At 55.4% G+C, this 24,413-nt stretch carries 21 protein-coding genes and 1 pseudogene; 10 read left to right on the top strand and 12 right to left on the bottom strand.

What is annotated here, in order from left to right; genetic code table 11:
- Positions 1-16: 16 nt before the first annotated feature.
- The 4 genes from LOY55_RS09005 to LOY55_RS08990 form a co-directional block, all read right to left on the bottom strand.
- The gene (locus LOY55_RS09005; protein WP_109785981.1) at positions 17-940 is read right to left on the bottom strand and encodes a LysR family transcriptional regulator; all 924 of its coding nucleotides are present in this window, start codon (positions 938-940) and stop codon (positions 17-19) included.
- A 285-nt stretch (positions 941-1,225) separates the two neighbouring features.
- Positions 1,226-2,527 carry a HEPN/Toprim-associated domain-containing protein gene (locus LOY55_RS09000; RefSeq protein WP_258667913.1) on the bottom strand — a complete coding sequence of 434 codons (1,302 nt, stop codon included), beginning with the start codon at positions 2,525-2,527 and terminating at the stop codon, positions 1,226-1,228.
- The gene (locus LOY55_RS08995) at positions 2,524-3,960 is read right to left on the bottom strand and encodes a UvrD-helicase domain-containing protein (RefSeq protein WP_258667912.1); all 1,437 of its coding nucleotides are present in this window, start codon (positions 3,958-3,960) and stop codon (positions 2,524-2,526) included. The genes LOY55_RS09000 and LOY55_RS08995 overlap by 4 nt, the downstream gene beginning before the upstream one ends.
- Complete coding sequence (locus tag LOY55_RS08990; protein ID WP_258667911.1) at positions 3,953-5,659, bottom strand: ATP-dependent endonuclease; 1,707 nt, start codon at positions 5,657-5,659, stop codon at positions 3,953-3,955. The genes LOY55_RS08995 and LOY55_RS08990 overlap by 8 nt, the downstream gene beginning before the upstream one ends.
- Before the next feature lie 184 nt (positions 5,660-5,843).
- Between LOY55_RS08990 and LOY55_RS08985 the strand changes: the two genes are divergently transcribed.
- Together LOY55_RS08985 and LOY55_RS08980 are read left to right on the top strand one after the other, a co-directional pair.
- Positions 5,844-6,470 (top strand): hypothetical protein, encoded by a 627-nt coding sequence (locus LOY55_RS08985; RefSeq protein ID WP_258667910.1) that lies wholly within the window; start codon positions 5,844-5,846, stop codon positions 6,468-6,470.
- A 347-nt stretch (positions 6,471-6,817) separates the two neighbouring features.
- Positions 6,818-7,149, top strand: a pseudogene (locus tag LOY55_RS08980) (hypothetical protein).
- Positions 7,150-7,356: 207 nt separating this feature from the next.
- Here LOY55_RS08980 and LOY55_RS08975 read toward each other — a convergent pair.
- On the bottom strand, positions 7,357-7,575 hold the full coding sequence (locus tag LOY55_RS08975) for a hypothetical protein (protein WP_258667909.1): 219 nt from the start codon (positions 7,573-7,575) through the stop codon (positions 7,357-7,359).
- Positions 7,576-7,843: 268 nt separating this feature from the next.
- On the opposite strand from LOY55_RS08975, the gene LOY55_RS08970 reads away from it, so the two are divergent.
- Together LOY55_RS08970 and LOY55_RS08965 are read left to right on the top strand one after the other, a co-directional pair.
- Positions 7,844-8,290, top strand: a complete 447-nt coding sequence (locus tag LOY55_RS08970) for a hypothetical protein (protein WP_258667908.1) — start codon at positions 7,844-7,846, stop codon at positions 8,288-8,290.
- On the top strand, positions 8,259-8,606 hold the full coding sequence (locus tag LOY55_RS08965; protein WP_258667907.1) for a hypothetical protein: 348 nt from the start codon (positions 8,259-8,261) through the stop codon (positions 8,604-8,606). The genes LOY55_RS08970 and LOY55_RS08965 overlap by 32 nt, the downstream gene beginning before the upstream one ends.
- A 307-nt stretch (positions 8,607-8,913) precedes the next feature.
- On the opposite strand, the gene LOY55_RS08960 is transcribed toward LOY55_RS08965, so the two are convergent.
- From LOY55_RS08960 to LOY55_RS08940, 5 genes are all read right to left on the bottom strand, one after another.
- The gene (locus tag LOY55_RS08960; protein ID WP_258667906.1) at positions 8,914-10,500 is read right to left on the bottom strand and encodes a GMC family oxidoreductase; all 1,587 of its coding nucleotides are present in this window, start codon (positions 10,498-10,500) and stop codon (positions 8,914-8,916) included.
- A 153-nt stretch (positions 10,501-10,653) separates the two neighbouring features.
- The gene (locus LOY55_RS08955) at positions 10,654-11,538 is read right to left on the bottom strand and encodes a sugar phosphate isomerase/epimerase (RefSeq protein WP_258667905.1); all 885 of its coding nucleotides are present in this window, start codon (positions 11,536-11,538) and stop codon (positions 10,654-10,656) included.
- 122 nt (positions 11,539-11,660) lie between these two features.
- Complete coding sequence (locus tag LOY55_RS08950; protein WP_258667904.1) at positions 11,661-12,677, bottom strand: glycoside hydrolase family 3 N-terminal domain-containing protein; 1,017 nt, start codon at positions 12,675-12,677, stop codon at positions 11,661-11,663.
- A gap of 2 nt (positions 12,678-12,679) precedes the next feature.
- A complete protein-coding gene (locus tag LOY55_RS08945; RefSeq protein ID WP_258667903.1) occupies positions 12,680-13,564 on the bottom strand; it encodes a glycoside hydrolase family 3 N-terminal domain-containing protein in 885 nt (294 codons plus the stop codon).
- 258 nt (positions 13,565-13,822) lie between these two features.
- Positions 13,823-14,941, bottom strand: a complete 1,119-nt coding sequence (locus tag LOY55_RS08940) for a Gfo/Idh/MocA family protein (protein ID WP_258668303.1) — start codon at positions 14,939-14,941, stop codon at positions 13,823-13,825.
- A 644-nt stretch (positions 14,942-15,585) separates the two neighbouring features.
- Here LOY55_RS08940 and LOY55_RS08935 point away from each other — a divergent pair.
- Complete coding sequence (locus LOY55_RS08935) at positions 15,586-16,452, top strand: helix-turn-helix transcriptional regulator (RefSeq protein WP_095057944.1); 867 nt, start codon at positions 15,586-15,588, stop codon at positions 16,450-16,452.
- Between the two features lie 26 nt (positions 16,453-16,478).
- Here the strand turns inward: LOY55_RS08935 and LOY55_RS08930 are convergent, their stop codons facing one another.
- A complete protein-coding gene (locus LOY55_RS08930) occupies positions 16,479-16,712 on the bottom strand; it encodes a twin-arginine translocase TatA/TatE family subunit (protein WP_258667902.1) in 234 nt (77 codons plus the stop codon).
- 27 nt (positions 16,713-16,739) lie between these two features.
- Positions 16,740-17,843 (bottom strand): thiamine pyrophosphate-dependent enzyme, encoded by a 1,104-nt coding sequence (locus LOY55_RS08925; protein WP_258667901.1) that lies wholly within the window; start codon positions 17,841-17,843, stop codon positions 16,740-16,742.
- Between the two features lie 600 nt (positions 17,844-18,443).
- Here LOY55_RS08925 and LOY55_RS08920 point away from each other — a divergent pair.
- From LOY55_RS08920 to LOY55_RS08900, 5 genes are all read left to right on the top strand, one after another.
- Complete coding sequence (locus tag LOY55_RS08920) at positions 18,444-19,604, top strand: PotD/PotF family extracellular solute-binding protein (RefSeq protein ID WP_258667900.1); 1,161 nt, start codon at positions 18,444-18,446, stop codon at positions 19,602-19,604.
- A 194-nt stretch (positions 19,605-19,798) separates the two neighbouring features.
- On the top strand, positions 19,799-20,734 hold the full coding sequence (locus tag LOY55_RS08915) for an ABC transporter permease (protein ID WP_258667899.1): 936 nt from the start codon (positions 19,799-19,801) through the stop codon (positions 20,732-20,734).
- A gap of 28 nt (positions 20,735-20,762) precedes the next feature.
- Complete coding sequence (locus LOY55_RS08910) at positions 20,763-21,554, top strand: ABC transporter permease (protein ID WP_095057949.1); 792 nt, start codon at positions 20,763-20,765, stop codon at positions 21,552-21,554.
- Between the two features lie 5 nt (positions 21,555-21,559).
- Positions 21,560-22,639, top strand: a complete 1,080-nt coding sequence (locus LOY55_RS08905) for an ABC transporter ATP-binding protein (RefSeq protein ID WP_258667898.1) — start codon at positions 21,560-21,562, stop codon at positions 22,637-22,639.
- A 126-nt stretch (positions 22,640-22,765) separates the two neighbouring features.
- Positions 22,766-24,361: a GMC family oxidoreductase gene (locus LOY55_RS08900; protein ID WP_258667897.1), complete on the top strand. Its 1,596-nt coding sequence runs from the start codon at positions 22,766-22,768 to the stop codon at positions 24,359-24,361.
- The last annotated feature ends 52 nt before the right edge of the window (positions 24,362-24,413 follow it).

Below are 24,413 nucleotides of genomic sequence, written 5' to 3'. Positions count from 1 at the left end.
CGGTTCCAAGGCAGGCTCAAACCGCACTAAACCGCCGGCTCAACCCCTGCTCCGCAAACTGCTCAATGATGAAATCCACAAACGCCCGGGTCTTGCCCGGCAACAGTTTGTGTTCCGCGTAATAGATCGAAATGTTGCCATCGTCGACATACCAGTCCGGCAACACCCGCTGTAGCTTCCCGCTTTCCAGATACCCCGAGGCAAACGGCATGCTCACCAGCGCAATCCCCAGTCCTTGGGCCGCCGTTGCGCACGCCGCTTCCGAATCGCTCATGGTCATTCGCGCCTTCAGCGTCAACGGGCTGTGTTGCTGCGTGCGGCTGGTCAACTGCCAGGAACGCACCCGGCCGGTCTGCGGGGAACGAATCAGGATGCCATCGTGGCGCTTCAAGTCGTCTGGCTCGATGATCGCTTCGTGTGTGCTCAAGTAATCGGATGACGCCACCAACACCCGGTGCGCCGGTGTCAGCTTGCGTGCCACCACGCCTTGGGGCAGTTCGAATCCACCGCCAATGGCCGCGTCGAAACCTTGCGCGATCAAATCGACCTGGCGGTTTTCGAAATGCCAGTCCGGATTGATCGCCGGAAACCGCCGTAAAAACTCGCCCAGCAACGGCACCACATACAATCGTCCAAACACCGTGCCCATGCTGACCTTCAACGTCCCCGCCGGCCGCCCTTCGGCGCTGGCCAGATTGGCGACGGCATTCTGGATGGTGTGCAGGCTGGAACTGACTTCGTTGAGAAACAGCTGACCGGCCTCCGTCAGTGTCAGGCTGCGCGTGCTGCGCTGAAACAGCCGCACGCCGAGCCGCGCCTCAAGTTTGGCAACACTCTTGCCCACGGCGGCCGGGGTCAGACTCAAGCGCCGGGCGGCTTCGGCAAAGCTGCCCACCTCGGCACTGCGCACGAAGCATTCGATACTGCTGAAGGTTTCCATAGGCGCCACTATAAACTTTTGGTTTACACAGACTATCGTAATTACCGTCTACTCAGCCTTCGGCGGTCATTAGAAACTAAAATGGAGTCATTAGATTCTAAATCCAAGGAGAGCTGAAAGCCTTTACCCACGTGTATTGCCTCGGATTGCAAGGACCGAAGCACGCTTAAAATCGGTCGTTCATGAGCGTGATGTTTCTGGCAAATAGCTGCTGTAAAAAGCCTCATAAGCGCAAACGTCTTGTGAAATAAAACTGTTGCACTGGGCTCGATGCAGCCCTAACAGCTAGTCCCGCACAGAGCGAAGCATCAGCGTTGCCATTTCAATACATTGCGCGTATAGCGAATTGATCACAAAGATCAATTTACTAGAGTCGTAAGCGCCTGTTGTCATGGCATCTGACGTAGCTTTGTAAAATGCCTTGGCGTAGCTCTCCTTGTATTCGAGCGCACCCTGATAGATATCCAACGACTCCTTGTAGTTTGTCCAAATCACCTGCGGGGGCGGGCGATCTTTTAATCGAAGATCCAAATAGCATTCGATGGCTGCTGCACGACCATTGATATCTACATTCTCAACACCGCTGGGCCCCCGGGCCGAAAAACTGCGTAGCTCTTCAAGGGCAGGCAGAAGCATTGCTCGCATGTTTGCCGGAAAGTTGAAACGACGGAGGCCTTCAAACGCTTCGACCCCTTCCGCATCGTTGTCAAATAGGATGACAACACGATTGTGGACATCAATCTTGATCAATCCCTCGGCAAACTTTGACAAGCTCCCTGTTCCGGAGAACGGATGTCGCTCCTCTATGTCGATGAACCGAAAAAAATCTTCGATATCTGGTCGGAGAAGCATGAGGGCTCTCTTCAGGATTCGAGTGTCGGATGTCCCTTCAGTCGCGATTAAATAAGTCTGAGAACGACGGGCATTGGGATGGAAGTCTTCGTTTTGCGCCCAGCCTGCACTGACGAAATTGCCGTAATCCCACACCACATCAAGGCTTAGATTGGCCGGATTCTCAGCAAGAGTTCGGAGAATGGAATACGGGTGGAGGAACTCAATTAATGCGAAAAAATGACTGCGTTCAGAGTATCCACCCCTTTCTCGGCCAACATCCCCTTCGGGTAGCAGCAAGACAGCGGGTTCGCTAGCGAGTCGACCATATCCTTCTGCGTGCTTGGCATCATAATTTTCAACGTAATCGTTCTTCAGATCACACACGGCATTCGTGCGTATAAAGTCAATGAACTGCTGGAACGTTAAACGATTCGGCGGGGGGCCGCCGTCTTCGGTATAAGCGAACCGTTCGCTGTCGAGTGCTATTTGAACCTGATAATCAGCCTCGACCGATTCAAGTGTGTGCCCGAGAAGTTCCAGCCGCGAGACCATCGAACCAAGGGTGCGACAAAAGCAAAGCTCGCTTTGTGAAACATCCTTTGAGTGCTTCTCGTAGTATTCGTAATTGATACTCGCATGACGACGGCGACGCCGGTCGCGCTCTTGGAACAGCATGCCGTGGTCCATGCCCATGTGTCCCGTGTTGTACGTGAGGTCGATATCGCCCACAGCCAAAGTGATCGGCGTGCTCATAATTCTCTACTCACAGGCACACGCCTGCCATTGCCGATAATCGTCAGAGACTTGGATCCGCGAGTCATCGCAACATACAGATGCTTGGCATCGAGAGAATCCGCATCCAGGATCACTGCATGATCGAATTCAAGACCTTTAACCAACAAGGTGGTGCCGATGAGTTTGCGGTGAGAGATGGGGCGCCCCGTATGCCTCATATCGCGTTGGTAGATCTTGCCCACCTCTATTAGGGTCAACCCTTCACTCTCGCTATGCATTTTGAGTACATGGAGCAGGCGAAACAACAAGTCACGGCGATAAGCACCCGTCTCCGGGTTTGCTTTGAGCTCTAGGAAGAATGCTATCAGGTGACGGCTTGTAGGGTCTCCGAGGTAAACATTTGCGGCCAAAAGCAGGCCTGGGTATTTGGTAGTTTTCCGGAGGATCGCAGACTCTCCGCGACTGGTACCGGCCGTCACTACGCTGCCAACGCCAGTGAAACACTTTTTCGCAAACGCCAGCGCTAGTAGTAACCCCTTCTGGGCGGTCTTCGCCGCAGTCAATTGCTTGAGGAATGTGTGAAGCGCCCTGCCCTCAATTTCCTCAATTGAAGAGAACCGGCCCGCCATTCCTTGAGCCAAATTGTGCGTCATATTCTTGGATCGTGGGTCTCCACCGTGGAGCGCGATGACGCTTTCATTGTGACCTAGCAAGCTCCAAAGTGCAGAGCGCTGCTTTTTTTCGAGGTCTTCAGGTTCGGTGCGGTACCGAATTACGCAGGGAGGCCTCTTCCCTAAAAGATCGACCTGCTGACCTGCCTGAATTCTGGTGCGGACGTCCTTAAGCCAAGCGCCCAACGCTGGATTATCAGCCCAGCACCATGGTGTCTCCAGCAGGCCTAGACACTCGAATTTGGGATAAACGCTACGCCCCCAATCCACAGGCTTGGCGTCGTCAAAATCATAAATAGCCTGCATTGGATCGCCCAAGAGCCGACAGGGTAAGAGGTCTGCCAAGGCACATACCAACGAGTGCTGCAAATCAGAGCAATCCTGATATTCGTCGACATAAATACCCGCGTATGAAGCTGATATGGCATGCCGAATGAACGACTTCGCTAGCAGGACAGAGCAGCATCCATAAAGCTGGTTCCACTGTTCATCTGTCGGGTTGTCTACATTCCACCCTGATGTCTTCGGATAGGCCAAGCACAGACGCAGAGACCAGCTCGCAATGGTGTCGACTTGGTATTTTGAAGTCGGTACTCCGAGCGAAGTCATCTTCGCTCTGATCGAATTTACGCCGGCGAAGGTGTGAGTCAAAACCAGCTGCTTACCGTTAGAAACCCGCGTTGCCAAAGCAATGAGATGCGTCTTTCCGTAGCCTGCTGGGGCGATTACGTACCCTTTGGTCCTGCAGTCGTTGAGCTTGATGGCTAATTCTTCAGACATGCTCGACCCACCTCCAAAGCTTGGTTAACTGGATGGATAGGTCCGTTTTAGCGAATTCAGCGTCCTCAAACGCAGGTTTGATCGTTTTGAACCACAGGTCGCCACGTGTGATGTCTTTGAACCAGTTCGATTTTTTGGCCGCAATACCAATCGCCTTTCGCAGCTCAGGGCTGTCTTCCCAGTGGCCAAGCTCCTTTTCCAAGTTACCTTCGAACTTATTGAGTACTTGATCCCTAACCGAGTAATTCAGCGTATCCCGTGCCAGATAGAGGCTATGCAAGACAAATTCCCACGGCACATCTTGAAAAGCACGCTCCTCCAATGACAGCTTGTCACTCCACATGAAGACTGGAATCTCCAACTCCCTAAGCTCACGCGCATCAGCCTCGGAAAATTGGTCGTCCGCATCTCCATCGGCGAGTGCAGACACATTGTAGTGAAGTGCCTTAAACGCCTTGGCGATCGGTTTCACCTTTGACCCACCGATGACGTCCAGCAGTGCCACTCCATGGTATGACAGTGGATCTTTCTTATTCTCGACCTGGTAATCATCGAATCCCCGGAGGAAGCCAACCTCTGTTGCGCCTTCACACACGATGACCTTCTTGGCTAGGAATGCGTCGGAGCTTGAACGTACTTTTCCCTGTAGTTCATGCTGTTCAAGCCCTTTTTTTGCTGCTGGGATAACCTGAGTTAAGCCACCTTCACGGTGCACGACGTAGAGCTCATTGATGGTCAGCTCACGCAATACTGTCGGCGAGTGGGTCGTGAGGAAATATTGGCCCCGTTTGTCTTCCCTGATGTGCTTGATCAGCCGTGTAATCCGGTGAGGCTCCAGGCCGAGCTCCACCTCGTCGAACAGGGTGATATGGCCGTCATCCAATCCCATCTTCTGAATACCGCACAGAAGCATGCGCCTGGATCCTAGCCCCAACTGGCGCAGCGGAATTTCACCGTCATGCAGGACTAGTCCACCAGCTTTCAAATTTATGGAGGCAAGATCGAGGTGCGCCTTGTAGGCATCGACCACGGGAACCCCAAGGAGCTTGGCGACTTCCTGAGATTTCAACGCCGCAGCATCGAAATTTTTTAGCGTCTCCCCCCGCTTCGCATCTAATGACGATCGCGCAGTTCTAGAGGCATCTGCCAGCAGTTCATTCAGGCTCTGTGCCGCGGTCAGCTTCGACAAGGCAGTACCCGTAGCCCATGAAAGCTGCCTTTCACTGAATGTGCCGATCAAGCCGACGCTGACTTTGTTCCGGTCGGCTTGCTTGAAGGGAACTCCCTCCGGTTGTCGGTCGCATACGACAACCCATTGGGGTTCGAGATCTTTGCCAACAGTGAAACGCACGGTGAGCACGTTTTCGAGATGGTCATCTGGCTCATCGTTGATCTGAAACGCGTCGATGTCCCAGCCTCGGAGGTAATGCCCATACTTAGCGAGAGAACAAAAATCGTCTACAAGCTCGCCGATCGTTGCTTCGATTGTGATCGAATTTTCAATGTTGCCGTTATGGAAGTCGGCGTCGCTGAGCGTGAGATTCCACTGGGGATAGAACGTATACCGAATGGCATCCAGTATGGTCGATTTAGACGAGTCTCCCTTTCCAATCAGACAGAAGATGTGAGCCTTCGGGAGGTTCCATTCCAGCTTGCTGACGCCACGGAAGTTCCTGATCTCCAGCTTTCTAATTTTCACCAGACTGTATCTCCTTCACATTCGCGCTCCTGGAAGGAGCAGCTTCGAAGCGTGGATGCGACGCAGCCTCGCTGATGCTCCCTAGGCATTTCCAAACCCTGAGCCATCGTCTCTCGCGGCTATGAAGGCACGGAGGCATAATGCTGGCCACCCAAGATAAGCACGAAACTGTTCAAGGAGCCATATGGGCGGCATTAAGGATGTATTTGATGATGCAAACTATCTGGGAAGGCTAGCCAACTGGATTACGTCCCAGGCCTCGAAACGCGCACTCACCAGGGTGCTGCTCATGGCCAGCGTGGGTATCGTGATTTTAGGTAGTTACCTTGGATACCTTACCTATCTGCTCGGTGAGTATCGGAAGAGTTCTAACGAACATAACGCTAAGTACAGTTATATGGTTGCCGAAAACCAAGACAAGCGAACGTTTGATTACCTTGAGCTATGCATCGACGCATCAAAAAATAATGATGCGAATCGCAATTACTACTGCGGTAAGGCAGTGGATCTTTACAAACTCACGTTCAAGGAAATGCCTGGCGACACAGATGAGAATATAGAAAAAGAAGCGTTCGGCGCCATGAAGGCCGACATCGCAGGCAGAATTCGTTTCATGGCTCTACAGCGCACGATGGGTCAAAGCTCAGAAATGGATGGCGTATTAAGCTTCCTGCTGAGCATCACAGGAATTACGATTGCTATGTTCGTAGCCGTAATTTGCATGCTCACTACGATTGTCTGGACTTGGCGAATTTCTCGAGCACAGCTCATCGCTCAGCAAAACACCAACCCGCCCCCCACGCCAACGTAGGACCAGCGCGCGCTGGACGATAGGCAATATCGGCGACTCGAGCTTTGACGCCGGGGCGAGAAGAATCAATCAGAGATTCGTATGGCTCCGGCGGAATATCGCAGCTTCAACATTCGTTCGATTTCGGCTACGTATTTCTCAGGAGCCATGCCGCAAGGCTCATTTCGAAGCTGGTGCACGGCGAGCACCGTTTCCGCGCGGATTTTTTGATTGCTGGTCAACTGGATAACCATTTCCAGGTTGGCGGGATTAAGGAATTCGTCGATCAGCTTCGTCTGGGACTGTATATCTCTCTCGATGACTGTCAGTTCACACTAGCTACTCATAACATCCCTCCGAGAATCGGCATGAACCCAGAACTAACTGAAGAAGAGATGCGCCGGGTGCTGTTCGGTGCTGACGAGCCGGTTGCGCAGGACGATGCGCCTCCCGTGCAAAAGCCTCTCACGGATATCATGATCGCGCAGTCGACGAAGGTGGCAGAGAAAAAGAAGGTCGCGAAGGCATTTACACCTAGGCTGCAAGTCACGCTTCCGGTGGGCAATGAATTTGAAGGCAAAACGTACGAGATGGTCCATGAGGCCGATACGTTGAGCACCTCCTAGCTGAGCAAGAAACGGCTAGGGTGGCCAGGAAAAAATTCCGATTTGTGGAAGTAGTTTCGATCAAGTCGATGTAGATGGATTTTCACGAGGCTACCGGGCTAGTCGTTGAAAGGCTTTCATTTGGTGGCTAACACGAACGACCTCGCTGGAAGGACTCCCGTCTTGGACGTCACTGGCCGTAATCGACCCAAACCGACCGGTCTCGATGCCACAGAGTCCTATTTTCTCTCGCGTCAAATCAGGACTCGATCACGCGAGAGGAACAGAATGTTTGATGATGCCTACAACTGCCGAAGCCGCATGATGGCGTCTGTGATGCCTTGAGCGTTTGTATCCAGCGTTTCCATGGCCTCTAATGCGTTAGCAGAAACACTTCCCACACCATTTTCTGAGAGCCACTCGGTGATCTCCTCTATGGCTGCACATATGGCGTGCTGGTTGTGCAGGAGCAACGTGAGTGCGTCCGCTGTAGCAATCTTGGCTTCTGAGTTATCTGACATGGTTATCGTCCTTGAGTGATGTTGAGGGAACCTAGTACACCTCACCACAGGCTAGGGGTAGGCGTGTAATACCTGTTTTCGTTCGACCTGACTAACCTCTTGGACCGGGCTGACCAGCACATTTTCTGGCTTGACCAACAGAGGACGACCCAAGACTGACGGTGGTGACAGACAGCCAAAAGCGATCGGTGGACAGGTTAGTGGCCGCACTTGCCAACGAAATATAGGAAGGTCTCGATCCGTTTCCCGGCATCACGACCGCTATCTCATGTACACCTCGGCAGAGGTGGTTGAGAAGCTTGCCAAAGCATCGGGTTGGTCTGGGAAGAAACAAAAGCCTGTGACCTACCTAGGTAAGGTCTGGGCAGAGGCTGAGGACATGCCTGAAAGCTCCAAAATCAGGTTGCTGAGAAACTGGGTTCAACTCAAACCAAGTCGACCCTCCTTCAAAAGCATGCAAAACCTCGTACGCGTATGCTTCGATCTGGCTGTTAAAGCGCGTCATGAGCTACCTGCTGACGTGGTAGTCGCTTATTTGCAAGGTGCATGCTGGTTTCGCTTTGCCGAGACGATGGCAATTCTGGTTCGAGACTTCCAGAAAGATGGCTGGTCCACAGATTTGATGGCTTCAATGATGAGTGTCTACGAGTCGGAATATCGAACTGCTCGTCGCGAATCAGCTGATGGACTTCGACGTTCCTGTTTTCTACGATGAAGCTTTCGAGGCGAATTTCCTAGGAAAGGCCTGGACAAAAAAACTCAAAGAGATTTTCGCGGACGAAAGCCGCTATGTCGTCGTACTCCTCGACAAGCACCATGCCGATAAAATCTGGCCAACGTTCGAGCGCGAGCACTTTGCACCACGCATCGCCGATGAGCACGTTATCCCCATTTACTTAGACGACACCAAGTTTGTGGGAATCCCCGCGGACATCATTGGCGTCCGTTTTAAATTCGATATGGAAGACCCCGATTGGCGCGAGAAAGCCGACCGAGAGATCGTTGAAAAATTGATTGAGAAGCTGACCTGAGAGTCTCCGACGAGGCCGTGAATATCACTGATGGTCGATTGTAGCCCCAACGCTGATATCAAGAAGGTGACTTGGCCGAACGCTTACTGTTCCTATGCTACCGAGTAGGAACGATTCATATGCGAGAAGGCCAATCACCGCGTCAGTCACCCTATTGACTTGCTGGAGAATCCTTGCGCGGCAAAGACATCGCCCCTCGAAATGGGAATTTCGTTCTCGTTGTGGTTACTAGGTATCTAGACCGGAACCAATAAAGCGCAGCAGTCAACGATTACCCCGTTACTGCCACGCTTTCTGGAGTGCCGACTTAGTGCCCGTTTTTGATCATGTCAGCGGCCTTTTCGCCGATCATGATGCACACCGAGTTAGGGTTCCCTGAAATCAACGTGGGCATGACCGATGCGTCGGCAACGCGCAACCCTTCCATACCATGCACCTTGAGATCCGGGCCCACTACCGAAAGCTCATCTACCCCCATGCGGCAAGTGCCGGATGGGTGCAGTGCGGCGTGTGCCTCTTCGTGACAGAATTTTTTCATCTCTTCCCGAGACCTGACCACCGCGTCCGGCACATGGCGCCTGGCAATGAAAGGCTTGAAGGCGGCCTGGGCCATGATCTTCTCACCCACCATGCAACCATCCACCAGGCTTTCAATGTCGTAAGGGTCCGAGAAGTAGTTGGGCACGATCCGCGGAGGTGACATCGGGTCGGCTGAATAGAGTTCGACATAGCCTCTGGACCTTGGACGTATCTGGCCCAGGTTCAGCGTGCAGCCATTGCCACCAGGAACAGAGTCAACGCCCTCTTCAATACCTGCTCCCACGACCATGAAGTACTGGATATCCGGATGGGCAGCCGCCTTATCGCCCCACCAGAAGGCCCCGCCCTCGATAAGGTTCGACGCCGCCGGGCCCTGCCTGAACAACGCGTATTGCAAGCCAGCCATCATTTTCCAAAGCGGCTTTTTGTATTTGTCGTAGCTGTGCGGCCCCGTCAGCTCATACACCAGCGACACTTCAATATGGTCCTGGAGGTTCTGGCCGACGCCGGGCAAGTCCTTGACCACTTTAATGCCATGCTTATCCAGTTGTGCGGCCGGACCAATGCCGGACAACATCAACAATCGCGGCGAGTTGATGGCGCCGGACGACAAAATGATTTCCTTTTCGGCGTGCATTACATGGCGCACCCCCTTCTCGATGTATTCAACACCAATGGCTTTGTTGCCCTGCGTCAAGATACGAATGACGCGACACCCGGTCTTTACCGTCAGGTTCTTGCGCGATTTGGCAGGTGCTAGGTAGGCCACGGCCGCACTGCTGCGAAAGCCGTTTTTGGCAGTGATTTGATAAAGCCCGCAGCCTTCAGGCTTACCCGAGTTGAAATCTTCGTTGTATGGCAAGCCGTATTGCTGGCATGCGCGAAGCCACACTTTGGTCAGCGGGTGGACATTGATCGGATCAGAAACACCCAACGGCCCGCCAACGCCATGGGCTTCGTTGCAGAAGCGCTCGTTGTCTTCGGCCTTTTTGAAGTAAGGCAGTACGTCGTTGTAAGACCAGCCGCTCGCTCCCTGCTCGGCCCAGCCATCGTAGTCGGCCGGGACACCACGGATATAGATCATCGCATTGACCGAACTGCCGCCACCCAGCACGCTGGCCTGAACCATCGTTGGCGTCTCGGTCCGGCGTTGATCTTCAGTGGGCTCCCATGCATAGCGTTTGAGTAGCGGGCCCTGCGCCGTCTTGTAGTAGGCGCCGGGAATATGGATATAGGGGTTGCGGTCGCGAGGCCCCTCTTCGAAAAGGACGACGGATGCAGATGCGTCTTCGCTCAGTCTCGAAGCCACGGTGCAGCCTGTCGATCCGCCTCCGATTACGATGAAATCCACCATTACGACCTCAGATCTTCTTAGTATTGAAAATAAGGCTGCCGGGAGCGGTGGCAGCCCATAGATGTTGGCAAGCTTTGACTTGTCCTCTGCTCAATGACGAGCAGGCCGAAATCAAACTTGAAAGTATTTTTGGTTCTTGTTGAACAGAGCTGTTTATTGACCCACAAGCCGGCTCAATAGTGACTTCAACTCTTTGGCGACTTCGTAGCTGTTTTGTTGTTGCTGTTTCTTGCAAAACAGTTCGCAACTCCACCAGCCCTCGTAGCCGTTTGCCTTCACCGCGTCCGTCCATTCGACGAGGTTCAGAACCCCGCTTCCCGTCGGAACATCCCTGAGGATCTCTTCGTTCGGGATACCCCCTTCAAACGGCAGCGAGTCACAAACATGCACGCCGTAGATCAAGTCTTTGTTCATCCTGGCAATGTCTTGCGGATTCACGCCGGAGGTAAAGCAATGCCAGTAATCGATGACTATCTTAACGTTATCGCGCTCGGTGCGATCAATAAGCTGAAGTTGATGGTCCAGGCTGTTCAGCGGGGTCCAGGACAACGCTTCAAGATAAAGTAGAACGTCATACTGCTTCGCCAGGTCAGCCAGCAAGGCGAGGTTTTTTGCGGTCAAGTCATACTGAGTCGCTTCATCAAAACCCAGCAAACCCGAGTAATACGTGCTTTTGCCGTGTTTCTGAAAATCGATCACGGCCTGTACATTGATTGGTCCGGTGAGCACCTGCACACCTTTTGCGCCTGCCAGATTGGCCAATTGGAAAAGCCGCTCGGCCTCTTTCAGCAAATCATCGCGTTCAGCACCCTGGCGCTCGATATCCCTCAGGTAACCAATGCCTGTGACCTGTACGTCCTTGAGCAGATTTTTAAGTTCCTGTTCGGAATAACCTGCCTGCAGCCAGTCTTCCAGTTTTGCACTGTTGATCTCCAGCGCATCGAAACCCACGGCTCTTGCGATATCGATATCCATCGCCAGGGTCGAGTGCTTTGCAACTGTGGAATGCAGGGCCAGGATATTGTTTTGGGTTTGCATATGACGCTCCTACGGTTGTCATTCATTGTAGAGCGATCGGATTCAAGTAGAGATTTCGCAGTCACTGAAAACACGGCGCAACCTGACGCAGTCACTGCGTCAGGTTCCTATGGCCCGAGTTCTCAAGCGTCTGCAAGTCGGTTGGCCAAGGTCGATACCGCCAAGGCAGCTGCGTTCAGTCGCTCCTGAGGCAAGGCCCCACGAGCGACGGCTGCGACAATCGCACCAGCAATCTGCGCGACCTCGGGCATGGCCTTTGCCGATATCAGCAGCAGATCAGCCCCTGCATTCAGCGCGGCGACCGCCACGTCACCAAGCGATGACGTACCGATGATGGAGCGGTGGTCAAGGTCTATGGTCATGACCAACCCCTTGAACCCCAATTCACGCCGCAGCACCTCGATCAGCTCAGAAGAAACGGATGCCGCCATCGGTGGCTCACACGCAGCGAAAATCGCCGGCCCCATCATGACCGCGTCCGCTCCGGCATCCACTCCGGTTTGGAAGGGGGGCCAGTACGCGCGTAGTTGATCCAGCGACTCGGTCACTACCGCCACCTCTGTCGCGGGTTGACGCAGCAACACCGGGTGCCCCGGAAAATGCTTCAAGGTACTCGCCACCCCGGCCCGTCGCACACCACGGACATACGCCCCGACCATGGCTGCAGCCTGGTCCACATCATCGGACAGCGTGCGTCCCTGCAACCAGATGTTGGTTCCACCCACGACATCGGCGGTCGGCGACAACAGCAGATTCACTCCGGCATTTCGAACGGCCGTCGCCATCTGAAAACAGGCTTGTTCAAGTTCAGCGAGCGCCATGCTCCTGGCCAGATCCGGTTCAGGAAGTGCCGGCGCCACACCTTGTAAACGGTGAACGGCGGAGATGTCAGCGTCGGCCGCCAGTATCAGCGGTCCGGCCATTTTTTTTGCTGTGCCAGTGAATCGTTGCCACTGTTCCAAGGTTTCCGATTCCAGACGGCCGGCGCTCATTTTCCCGCTGGCGTACTCCTGCACCGTCTCGCCAAAGAGCAGGCTACACCCGCCCGACTCGAGAAATCTGCGCACGTCATCACTCATGTGCAGATCGAGCAAAACCGGAAACAGGACGCTGAATGCCTTGCTTTCATTTGAGCTCATGGTCAGTCCTGGTTTGAAGCGTTCTGATCGTGCGTCGCATTGGCCAACTCACGCACCTTGAACGAGGCGTTCAACAGAGTTTGACGGTCCAGTACACCTCCATGGACAGCCGAAACAATGGCTTCGGCGATGGCATCAAGGCCAGACTCACTGGACACCAGCAATAGATGCGCGCCTGCCTTCAGTGAAGCAACGGCCGTGTCCGTAATGGAGTTTGTGCGGAGAATGGACACCGCATCGAGGTCATCGGAAATGATCAAGCCATCGAAACCAAGGGTGTCACGCAGAATGCCAATGACTTTTGACGAGGTAGAGGCAGAATGCTCAGGGTCGATCGCCGGAAAAACTGCTGGCCCCGGCATCACCGCTTTTACACCGGTGGCAATGACGTTCTTGAACACTTCAAGGTTGTCATGCAGCAATTCCAGTGGCCCGGGAACCGTGGCTTCAGCAATCGCCGGATCTTCTTCAGTGACGTAATGGCCAGGAAAGTGCTTAGCCGTCGCAATCACTCCGGCCCGTTGAACACCACGGATAAAAGCACAGGAAACTCGGCTGACCTCAACCGGTTCCGCGCCCAGGTGCCGATTGAGTAACCATGGGTTGGCGCCGGTCACCACGTCGACAATCGGCGCCAGAAAAAGATTGACGCCCAAGCTTCGTGCCGCCCTGGCCATCTCGAAGCATCGATGTTCGATGTCCTGCGAACTCAATTCCTTGAGTTGCTCTCTCGACGCGATTGCAGGGACCAGTTGATGAAGGCGTTCGATGCCGCCGAGTTCCTGATCCACTGCAATCAGCAAAGGCGCACCCGCCAAAGCGGCTGCTTGCCGCACGATGTTGATAAAGTCTGCCGGGGTTTCCGCGCCCTTTCGAGCCTCGCTCATGGCTCTGCCGACGTACTCGTCCCGTGTCTCCCCCAGCAAAAGGGAAACGCCACCTCGGCTTAGATAACGACGGACGTTGTCATCCAGGTTCAAATCCCCGAACGCGGGCAGTAGTACCGAATAGGCAGCTCTATAGAGTTCGCTAAACATTGATTGTCCTCAGTTCCGTAGTGTTGAGCACAACGCTCACTTTTTTTGCTGCGTGCAAAACCCTTGTGTCGCCAAACGAGTCGATAACCCGCTGCCGAGATACGGGTGTCAGCTGTATGGAAAAGGCACCCAGGCACGCCGTCGGCTGGACTCGACACACGCCTGGGACAGGGCGACGCCGCGCACGCCTTCGTGGATGTCAGGTAGCGGGATGGAGGTCGCCGAGCGCCAACCTGCGCCGGCATCAAGTGCCTCGGCGAAGTCGGCATAGAGAACGGCAAGTGCTTCCAGGTAGCCCTCGGTATTGCCGGCGGGCAAACTGGTGAAGGTCAGCGTCTGGGCGGCGTTATCACTCTGCCCACGGCGGTAGAGGCGTTCGGCGCCGTCGACAGGCGTAAACCGGAGTATTTCCGGGGACTCTTGGCACCATTCGAGCGAGGCCTTGCTGCCGATGATCTTGAAACGCAGGCCATTACGATGACCAGGCGCTGCGAAACTGGCCCACAGCAAACCGTCTACGCCGCCTTCAAACTCCAGTTGCACCACACAGGTATCGTCCAGCCCCCAGCCGGGTACGACCGTGGTCAACTTGGCATTCAGGCTTGTGCAGCGACGCCCGCACAGGAACTCCAGCATGTTGAAGGCATGCGTCCCGATATCCCCCACAACACCGGTCGGGCCAGCCTTCTGCGAGTCACCGCGCCAGGCAAGGCTTTTGCTCAACGTCGATACACCCGGCGCCAACCACTCCAGCAAGTACTCGACATACATGAAACGAATGTCGCCAAGTTCTCCAGCCTGAATACGGCTGCGAGCATCCTTGACCATGGGGTAGCCTTGATAGGTATAGGTAAGCGTGAAGAACGTGTCGTTCTGATCGGCAATGCTCGCCAACTCAATGGCTTCTTGTGGGCTGTTGACCAATGGCTTGTCGCAAATGACCGGGATTCCCGCCTGCAGAAACAAGCGGCAAGGTTCAAAGTGCAGGTGATTGGGTGTGACGATGACGACCGCCTCTATGGGGTCGGACCGACGCGACTCGACAGCGGCCATTTCCTCGAATGACAAGTAAATCCGCTCTGGTTGGAGGCCAAGTGCCTCGCCCGCTTCCCGGCACTTGTCAGGGTTCGACGAGAAGGCCCCGGCGACAATGTCGAAGCGATTTGAAAGGCGCATGGCCGCCCGGTGATAACTAGCGAAGTAAGCGCCCTGCCCACCGCCAACCATGCCTACCTTGAATCGCCTTTTCCCTGGAATGTCGCCGGTTAACCTTGCCATCGCTTAAAGACTCCAATAGTTAACGCTCACTCGCGCATGATCTCTGAGTTGAGAACCCCTCTCATCTCCAGCTTTCGAATTCGCAGCGTTAAGTATCGACGGCGGCTTTTCTCTGCACCATTTCGCACACTATCGATACATGACGCGGACTGACGCACTCGCCAATTGCACCAGAAAGCAAGGGTCATGTTCGTAATCTGGAAATTCCCGTTCAAAACCGACGGCAACAGTTGTTACCGACACCAGGTAAGTGTTACTTGCCGGGCTTATCAGTACCCAACTTACGGGGCCGACACAGGTTCCCGGTCACCCTCAGCGGTGACTTCCCCCGCATTGACAGTACGGGGGCATGCGTCAAAGCGCTTACAATCTGACGCATTGACTGATATTGACAGGTTGAACTTAAATATCATGATTGGGCATGGAACATGCTTATTCAAAACATTGAATACGCAAGTGTTTCTCGGCACGGAGCTATACAAACAGCTATTTCGATAACTGATTTATAACCTATATAACCTATATAACCTTCCGCTCTTACATCCAGGCCAACATCGAGATAAAAAATGCCCAGCCGAGGAGATTCGTCCCCCATGTCATTAACTGCTGCCACCTCTCACCCTGAGCGACAACAGGTTCGCAGTGACTTGCAAGCCAACGTGCAAAAAAACCTGAGTACGCTGGTTGAGTCTTGCCGCTCGGTTGCAGACATGTGCCGCAAAGTTGATGTCAATCGCCAGCAGTTCAATAAGTACCTGGTGGGCCAGCACGTACCCTCACAGAAAATCCTCCAGAAAATCGGCCGGTATTTCATGATGGAGGCCGAAGATCTTTTCCGGCCGCCCGCCGAGTTCAAGAAGTTTTATGAAGGCTACGAAAACGAATTGCCGACAGATTTGCGTGCCTCGGCGCAATTCAATCATTTCCTGCCCCTGGCGAAGCAGTCAGCGGATCTGCTCGAAGACTACCTGGGCGTCTATTACCGGTACCACAACTCATCTATCTATAAAGGCCGAATCCTGCGTTCGGTCACCTGCCTGTATCGGACCGATTCGATGGTCCAGTACGTCACCGTAGAACGCTTCCCCTTGCTCGATGGCAGCGGAAAGATCGGCTATTCGTTCACTTATCACGGTTTTTGCCTGTTGCTGGGCGATCGCCTGTTCATGGTCGATTTTGAGGGCAAGCAACGCAATGAAATGACGTTTTCGATTCTCACGCCGCAGCATCGCCGACCGATCCGGTTCCTTTATGGGTTAGTCACCGGTGTGGCGTCGTCCTCTTTCCGTCAGCCCTTCTCTACCCGTATGGCGCTGGGGCTGGTGGACAAAGGCAAGATCCGTAAACATCACCTGCGCAATGCAACCGCTGTGCTTCCCAGCGATCAGTCGTTACCGCTGGAAGTGCGCGAGTACATGACCGGCGACAACGCCACTATTGTCTGGGGCGGTCAGGACTGAGGCGGCTGAGGCCGCCTGCGCGCTGCTCAGACCTGGCGATGCTGGCCGTCGATGACCGGCGGCGCATCAAAAGCAGTGCCAGCCTGCTGCACCGAGGCCGGCGGGCGTTCGCTGTCCGCGTCCTCGTCATTCATTGCGTTGCGAAAACCCTTGATGGATTCGCCGACATCGGTGCCTAGGTTTTTCAGTTTTTTGGTGCCGAAGACCAGCACAACCACCACCAGAATGACGATCCAGTGTTTCCAGTCCAAAATGCCCATTTTGTGATCCCTCTGCTGATGGCTTGATTAATTTACGCGTGAACCGCGGGCGGTAATTATCTCGACCAACGAAGGCCCTTTGCTGTTCAGCGCCTTGATGAAGGATGGATTGAGTTGCGAAGCATGTTCGACTCTCCACGCTTCAAGACCAAAATTTCTGGCGATGCCCGCGAAGTCAGGCGAGTAAGGTTTGCCGTCCGGCAAATTGAATTCCCCGGTCCGATGTTGCCCCACGAGCGAAACGTGCACATCGCTCAACGACTCCGGCCCGCTGTTGTTAAACACCAGGAACACCACGGGAAGACTGTGCATGACGCAGACCGCCATCTCCTGCATCGACTGCAAAAAATCCCCGTCACTGATGGCACACACAACTTGACGTGCCGGCATGGCGAGCTTCGCACCAATGGCCGCTGGAACGGCCCAACCCACCGTACCGACGTTAGCGGTGCAGAAATGTGCTCGGTGTTGATAATCCGGGAACATCTCACCGACTGTCTCCTGGAGACTCTGCGTCCCGACCATCAGCAGCGCATCGCCTTCCAGGACCGAGCTCAGTTGCGCCAAAGGTCTGGGAACCATCAGTGGCAGGATGTCGCTGGCGCCGTTCGCCCGCAAGGTGGAGGGTGACAAACTGGCGTCAACCCGGGCTTTCTGAACAGCCGTCGAGATATCCAGGCAGACAGGGCCGATGCGACCACTGAACATCGTATCGAAGGCCTGGCGCAGGGTCTGCGGTAACTGCTCAATCGACGAAACTCGCACATGCTCTTTGGTGATGCCAGTGGCGGTGAATTCAGGCAAGTCATCGCCGCGATCGGTGTCGCCGCCACTGATCACCAGCATGGCCGAGGAATCCGCCAACGCAACCGCGATCCCGCCCAAGGCTTTCGAGATGCCCAGCGGCGCCGGCAGGAGAACAGCCATCGGACGACCGCAGGCACGAAAATAGCCGTCGGCAAGATGGACTGCGCTTTGCTCCTGTATGACATGAATGAACGGGATGTCGGAGCCTGTCCTCAGCAATGCTTCCACCAAGGCCCACGAACCGTCGCCCGGCACACCGGCAACATAGTCGACACCGTTCGCTTTCAGCGCTTTCGCAACAATCTGACCACCCGTGAGCTTCACAGAAAAAACTCCCATCGAATAGACGCTGGCGCGAGGGCGGATGCACCTTGCTTCGTCTCAAGACCGTCATCGGAGTATTCGCCTGGAACAAACACGGCTCAATTTCGCACCCCCCGCAAAAGAGACGCACGTTGACGCAGGTGAACACCGCCCGTCTCCCGTTCAGGCGGGGCTATGGTTATCAGGAGCCTGCTGCGCCGATTAGGTCACTTTGATGCGTCAGAGTGCGTCGCTTTTAAAGGGGCTGCGAAATTGAGTGCCCTGCCCGCCAGGCCAATACTCGACCCATGAAAACAACAAGCCGAGCCTATCAAGCGCTGGGCGCGCCACGTGAAGCCTTCCACTTGCAACCTGAGGAAAGCGGCGCGCAACCAGCTAGGGAAGAGTCAATCGGACCAGTGGAGGCCAACTGCGCAATGCTCTGTTTACCAGGCAGCAAAGCGCCACAACCTCCCCAGCAGCATGGAAACAATGCTGGCCATAACTCTGCCGATGTACAGGACTGCATGCATAAGGATGTGCCCGGCTAAACCCGCCGAGCCCAAGCCACTTGCAGGTCGCTAATTGTTTGCTAACAACCACCCTAGGCAGGAACTCAAAATGAAAAAAGAAAAAGAGACGGGTTATGGATCAGCCGGCATCAACCTGGATTCGATCAGCCTGAACCGGCGCACCTTTATGCTGGGGGCTGCAGCATCTGCCGCAGGGTTGTACATCAGTTCGTTCGTGCCAAGTGCGTTCGCCGCATCTTCCGGCCATCTGGAGATTCTTGGCTGGGAAGGTGAAACCGGTGATGCGGAGCTGGCCGACTGGCGCAAACAGCGGGGCATTACCGTACGTTCAAGCTATGCCAGCAACCAGGACGACATCACCGCGCGACTGGCCGGCTCCGACCCTGTGCAGCTTGACTTGACCATGTATGCGTTGGGCTACGAGACCATCTATCAGGAAATGGGACTGCTCAAGGCGATCGATACCTCGAAGATCCCAAACTACTCGGCAGAGAATACCGTCCCGCTGTTCTACAAGGGCAGCCGCTGGTACTGGGATGGCAAGCAGTGGGGCATCCCGCTGTTGTGGGGCATGAACACCATCGTCTACAACCCCAAGAACGTGAAGAAACCAACCGAGTACAAAGACCTGCTTGACCCGAAATTGAAGGGCCGTCTGACCTTTGTCGATGACGGTACTTCCAACTGGTCACTCATCGCGATTATTGCCGGTTATGGCGACAAGTTTCCTAACCTGACCCGCGCCGAATTCGACGACGCCTTCGAAAAACTCAAACCGTATCGTGATCAATGCCGAGTCTTTGCAGCTTCCTCGGGCGATGCAGTTTCGCTGTTGGTATCGGGCGAAGTCGACGCGGTGTTTTCGGCGTCGGCCAACACCCCCAGCGAGACCAAGAAGCGCGGCGTAGTCACAGAACTGTCGGTGCCCAAAGAAGGGGCTGCCCTTTGGTGTGACGCCCTGTTCATTCCGAAGACAGCCAAGGATGTACCGCTCGCACTGGAATTCATCAACAAGACGCTTGAAGCGGATACCCAAGCGAAGATGGCAACCACGATGTTCTCTGGCGTGGTCAACAGCAAGGCTGTGCCGCTGCTCCCCGAAGAGCTGAGAAACACTTTCGACTACGCGAACCTGGACAGCTTTTTCGAGAAGTCGAAGCTCTACGGCCAACCGCCCCTGAGCTCCGACAAGTACGTGACCTATGCTGAATGGATCGATCAGTGGGCGAACTTCAAGGGCTCGTTCTAGCCCCCTCGGCAATCCGGTGGGCTGAAAGAACGGCTTGAGAGGACTGTACGAGTGAGTGGGTGCTTGCGGGCACACACTCCTCTGCTCGATGCCGGATGCTGTCCGTACCACTCAGACAGAGCACAGGTCACAACGTGCATGCGCCCGGCAAGGCGCCCTCGTTATCGAAATAAAAAAGCAAAGGCACAAAAATCATGAACGTAGTCAACAACAGCGAGCCCATCCTCCTCGATGACAGGGATTCCAAGGCTGGCAAACACATGAAAATCGACAAGAAAACCCTCAGCGGGTATCTGTTGGCGTCGCCTCCACTGTTCTTTCTGGTGGTGTTCTTCCTCATTCCGTCGCTACTGTTATTGGTCGCGAGTTTCTGGACCGCCAAAACCTTCAGCATGGAACCCGCCGCAACACTGGCCAACTACGCCAAGGCCTTGAGTGCCACTGGGTTTTACGACTCGCTGTGGATCGCCTTGCAGAACGGTTTCTGGACCGCCGTGCTGTCGACGGTCATCAGTGCACCGGTGGCCTACTACATTGTCTATCGGACGCGCTCCAATGCCGTTCTGTACCTGGCCTTGGTCTCCTGGTTCTCCAGCTACCTGGTACGGGTCTACGCCTGGCGCTCGATTCTGGGTACCAACGGCGTGATCAACTCCACCCTGCTACACCTCGGGCTGATCGATCAGCCGCTGGAATGGCTGGTGTTCAGCAAGTTTTCGGTGGTGTTGACTCTGGTGCACATCATGCTGCCCTTCACCCTGCTGCTGTTGGTATCGGGCTTGCGCGATATCAAGAAGGACTACCTGGAGGCCGCGGCGGACCTGGGTGCCGGCGGCGCCACCATCCTGTGGCGCGTGATCATGCCTATGGCGCACAAGAGCATCGTCAGCTCCTTCATGTTCACCTTCGTCCTTGCCGCCAGTGACTATGTCACCCCCCAACTGTTGGGCGGCAGAGACGCGATGACCACGGGCCTGGTGATCGCCAACCAGTTTCGCTCGGTCGGCAACTGGCCACTGGGTGCTGCGATGGCCTACTTGCTGCTGCTGGTTTTCATGCTGGTCTATGCGCTGTTGCTGGGTGTGTTGCGGGCTGCAAACCTGGCACCCGGCAAGCGTTACCACGACTGATGACCGCTCATAAAAAAGGTAACTCGCCATGATCAGGCTATTCACTTACGTCTACATGCTTTTTCTGTACGCGCCCATCGCGATCATCGCGCTGTTCAGCTTTCATTCGTCGGCCTCGCTGTCGTTCCCGTTCGAGGGCTTTTCGACTCAATGGTACGAGGCGCTGTTCAGCAGCCTGGATTTCATGACGGCATTGACCAACAGCGCCATCGTCGCCGCGGGCTCGACCATTCTGACCACCTTGCTGGGGACCTTCTCAGCCCTGGCGCTGATGCGCATGAAGGGCCGGTTCAAATCCATTTTCGCCTTCATGAACTTCGCTCCCATCGCCTTGCCCGGTTTGTTCCTGGGGATTGCGCTGGTGATTTTCTTCTCGTTGATCGGCCTGCCACGTTCACTGCTGACGGTGATCATCGGCCATACGTTGTTCACCTTCCCATTCTTTGTCGAGTCCGTACGTTCTCGTCTTGAGTACTTCGATCTGTCGTTCGAAGAAGCCGCTCGCGACTTGGGTGCCTCACCGCTCAAGGCGTTCTGGCTGGTCACACTGCCCATCATAGGCCCGACGATTGCCGGTGCCGCGATCCTGGCGATCGCACTGTCCCTGGACGAATTCCTGATCACCGTGTTTGTCACCGGCAGCGACACCACGTTGCCACTCATGATTCTTTCGATGATGCGCCGCGCTGTCAGCCCAACCATCAATGCCGCCTCGGTATTCATGCTGGTCGTGACCATTGCCATCATTGTCATCGCCGGCCTGGTCATGACCCTGCGCCGTCGCCGCCTCGAACTTGAACGCGCAGAAACTGCAGAGTAATCGCCATGACCAACAGCATCGAACTGACCGGAATATCCAAGAGCTACGGTAATCTGACTGCCCTGGGCAAAGTCGACCTGACCGTAAAGCGCAACGAAATCCTGACGTTGCTGGGCCCAAGTGGCTGCGGCAAGACCACACTGATGCGCATCATTGCCGGCTTCGAAGAGCCCACCACCGGCAAAGTGGTGATCGATGGCAAGGACTCCACGGCACTGGCGCCGGAACATCGCCCCGTCAACATGGTGTTCCAGAAGTATGCCCTGTTCCCGCATCTCGATGTCTTCGACAACGTGGCTTTCGGCTTGCGCCTGAAGAAGAAACCGCGGGATGAAATCAAGCGTGAAGTGACCAAGGCATTGGAACTGGTGCAACTGGAAAGCTTCAAGAATCGCTGGATCTCCGAACTCAGTGGCGGCCAGGCGCAACGGGTCGCCCTAGCTCGGGCCTTGGTTAATCGCCCCGCCGTGCTGTTGCTCGACGAGCCACTCGCGGCACTTGACCTGAAGATTCGCCACCACATGCTCAATGAGATAAAAAGGATCCACGAAGAGACTTCGACCACCTTCGTTTACGTCACCCATGACCAGGACGAAGCGATGATCCTGTCCGACCGGGTGGTCCTGCTGAACAAGGGTGGCATCGAGCAGATTGGTGGACCGCAGGAGATGTATTGGTCGCCGCGTACGTTGTTCGCCGCCAAATTTTTCGGCGACACCAATATCGTCAACGGCACCTATGGGCTGGGCGATACCACCAGTGGTTATGTCGAGCTTCCGTTCGGGCGCTACGCACACACGGCCAAAAACAGCCTGAGTGCCGGGCCGGTCAATGTCTCGATCCGTCCGGAAACCATCTGCCTTGAGCCAGCCAAGGGCAACCCGCTGGCAGACGGCGCCTTTATCGGAAAGGTCAAAGATACCTCGTTCATCGGCAATCGGGTCATTTACCGCGTCGCCGTAGCCGGCGGAACCATTGACCTCAAATGCCAGCAATTGCCCACCCCCGGCAGCCTCACTCTGCCGCCGGGTGCGGATGTCGCCTTGACCTGCAAACCGGACAGCTTCGTGGTGATACCCGCCTGAACAGCTTTCGTTTGAACGACAATCCCTGCTGCATTTCGCGCAGGGTCTGCCAGTAACGCCAACGCTGGATCACCTCTTCACCAAGAGTCTGATCCGGCGTTTTTTTGACCTGAACGGTGAACAACAATGGTCCAATACATCGTGGTCGGGGGTGGGTCAGCCGGGTGCGTCATCGCCGCGCGCCTGAGCGAAGATTCACTGGCGTCAGTCGTGCTGCTGGAAGAAGGGCCGAGAGACACCCACCCATTCATTCATCTGCCGGTGGGTTTCTATAAAACCAGCCAGGGCAACCTGGTTGAACGCTACCCCTGGGAACCACCAGCCGATTATATCGGCACGCCGAATCCGACCATGGTGCAGGCCCGGGTGCTCGGCGGCGGGAGTTCGGTAAACGCCATGGTTTACTTGCGCGGGCAACCTGCCGACTACGACAGTTGGGCCGATGGCGGTGCCTGGGGCTGGGCCTACAAGGACGTACTGCCGTTCTTCAAGAAATGCGAAAACAATGACCGCTTCAGCAACGACGCCCATGGCACCGACGGCCCGCTCGGCGTCTGCGATCAACATTTCACCCACCCCTTGACCAAACTCTGGCTACAGGCCTGCCAGCAGGCAGGTCTGGCCTATAACGCCGATTTCAACTCCGGGGTGCAGGACGGTTGCGGGCTGTATCAGATCAACGCCAGCAACGGCCTGCGATCGAGCACTTCGGTGGCCTATCTCAAACCCGCGCGGCGGCGCCCCAACCTGACGGTGAAGACCAATTGCCGGGTGCTGCGAATCCTGGTCGAGAACGGTCGGGCCACTGGCGTTGAATACCTGGAGAAAAACCGTCGTCATGTTTTGCGGGCAGAACGCGAAGTGATTGTCAGCGCCGGGGCGATCAATACGCCAAAACTGTTGATGCTGTCGGGCATTGGTCCCGCCACTCACCTGCACGACAAGGGCATCAAGTGCATCCATGACCTGCCAGGGGTCGGTCAAAACCTGCAGGATCACATCGAGGTGTCGTTGATCAATGAACTGCGTCGCCCCTTGAGCTACGACAAGTACAAGACGCCGCACTGGAAGATCGCCGCCGGCTTGCAGTACGCCTTGTTCCGGCAAGGCCCGGTGACCTCCAACGTGGTCGAAGGTGGCGCGTTCTGGCGTACTTCTCTGGCCGAGAACCGCGCGGACGCCCAGTACTGTTTCATGGCCGGGGCCGGCGTCGAGGCCGGTGTAGGTTCCGTCCCCGGTGGCAACGGCTGCACCTTGAACGTGTGTCAGACCCGTCCCCGTTCCAGCGGATTCCTGCAACTGCGCAGCGCAGACCCCATGAACTTGCCCCGCATCGAGCCTAATTACCTGACCGACCCGCTCGACGTGGAGTGCATGGCACAGGCCACTGAGTTTGGTCGGCACATCATGTCCCAAGCTGCATTGGCCGGCCACATTCTGCGCGAGCACGTGCCCGCAGAACCGTTACGCACACGTGACGACTATCGGCGCTTCGTGCGCCAACACGCCCACGCCGCGCTGCATCCGGTGGGCACCTGCAAGATGGGTACGGACGCCATGGCGGTGGTGAACAACGATCTGCGGGTACACGGCATCAATGGCCTGCGGATCGCCGACAACTCCATCGCACCGAGCTTGTGCTCCAGCAACACCAATGCACTGGCAATCATGATCGGCGAGAAAGCGGCTGATCACATTCTGCGTGCTGATCAGGCCCTGTAGCGGCCTGGCCGCGATGGACAAACTCGACGCCATCGCGGCCAACCTCTTACAG

Origin of the sequence: Pseudomonas sp. B21-040, assembly GCF_024748695.1 — a bacterium.
GTDB lineage: Bacteria > Pseudomonadota > Gammaproteobacteria > Pseudomonadales > Pseudomonadaceae > Aquipseudomonas.
Note: the sequence above shows the minus strand (reverse complement) of the source record. Positions and strands in the feature narration are given on the sequence as shown.